Origin of the sequence: Elioraea sp. Yellowstone (assembly GCF_006704265.1) — a bacterium.
In the GTDB taxonomy this organism is placed as follows: Bacteria; Pseudomonadota; Alphaproteobacteria; order Acetobacterales; family Acetobacteraceae; genus Elioraea.
The window spans coordinates 1-803 of record NZ_VIKA01000313.1 but is presented as its reverse complement, the minus strand read 5'-3'; the positions used below and the strand labels follow the sequence as shown (position 1 = coordinate 803).

Here is an 803-nt window from a genome sequence, read left to right as displayed (position 1 = left end):
CGTAACCACCCGGGCGCAGCATAGCCGTGCGGGCCTTCGCTACGCGAGCGACGTGACGGATGCCGAGTGGGGCATCCTGGAAACCCTGCTCCCCGGACCGGCCTGCCGAGGCCGGCACTGGGCTTGGCCACTGCGCGAGATCATCAACGCGATCTTCTATGTGCTGCGCGCGGGCTGCGCCTGGCGGCTTTTGCCAGACAGCTTCCCGCCGTGGCAGACGGTGTATCGTTGGTTCGCGCGGCTGCGCGATGGCGGGGTATGGGAGGCCATGAACCATCACCTGGTGATGCTCGACCGCGAGCGGTGCGGGCGCGAGGCCAGTCCGACCGCGGCGGTGATCGATAGCCAGAGCGTCAAGACCACCGAGAGCGGCGGGCCGCGCGGCTACGACGCCGGCAAGAAGGTGAAGGGCCGCAAGCGCCACGCCATGGTCGATACTGACGGGCGCGGACTGGTCCTGGATGCCCATCCTGCCTCGGTGCAGGACCGAGACGGCGGGCGGCCCCTGCTGCGCGCCTCGCGTGGTCGCTGGCCGTTCATCCAACTCGGCTACGCCGATGCCGCCTACGCCGGCGACCGCCCTGCCAGAGCCAGCCCGATCCGGCTTCAGATCGTCCGCAAGGCCAAGGGTCAGGTCGGCTTCGCCGTCCACGCACGCCGCTGGGTGGTCGAACGCTTCTTCGCCTGGATCGGCCGCAATCGCAGGCTGGCGAAAGATTTCGAGGCCACCATCGCCTCCGCCAACGCCTTCCTCTACGCCGCCTCCGTCATGCTCCTGCTGCGCCGCCTCGCACGTTCCACAT

General features: G+C 69.2%; 1 protein-coding gene. It reads left to right on the top strand.

Going from position 1 to position 803, the window contains the following annotated elements; genetic code table 11:
• On the top strand, positions 1–803 hold an 803-nt coding region (locus tag FK498_RS18895; RefSeq protein WP_202614943.1), incomplete at both ends, for an IS5 family transposase.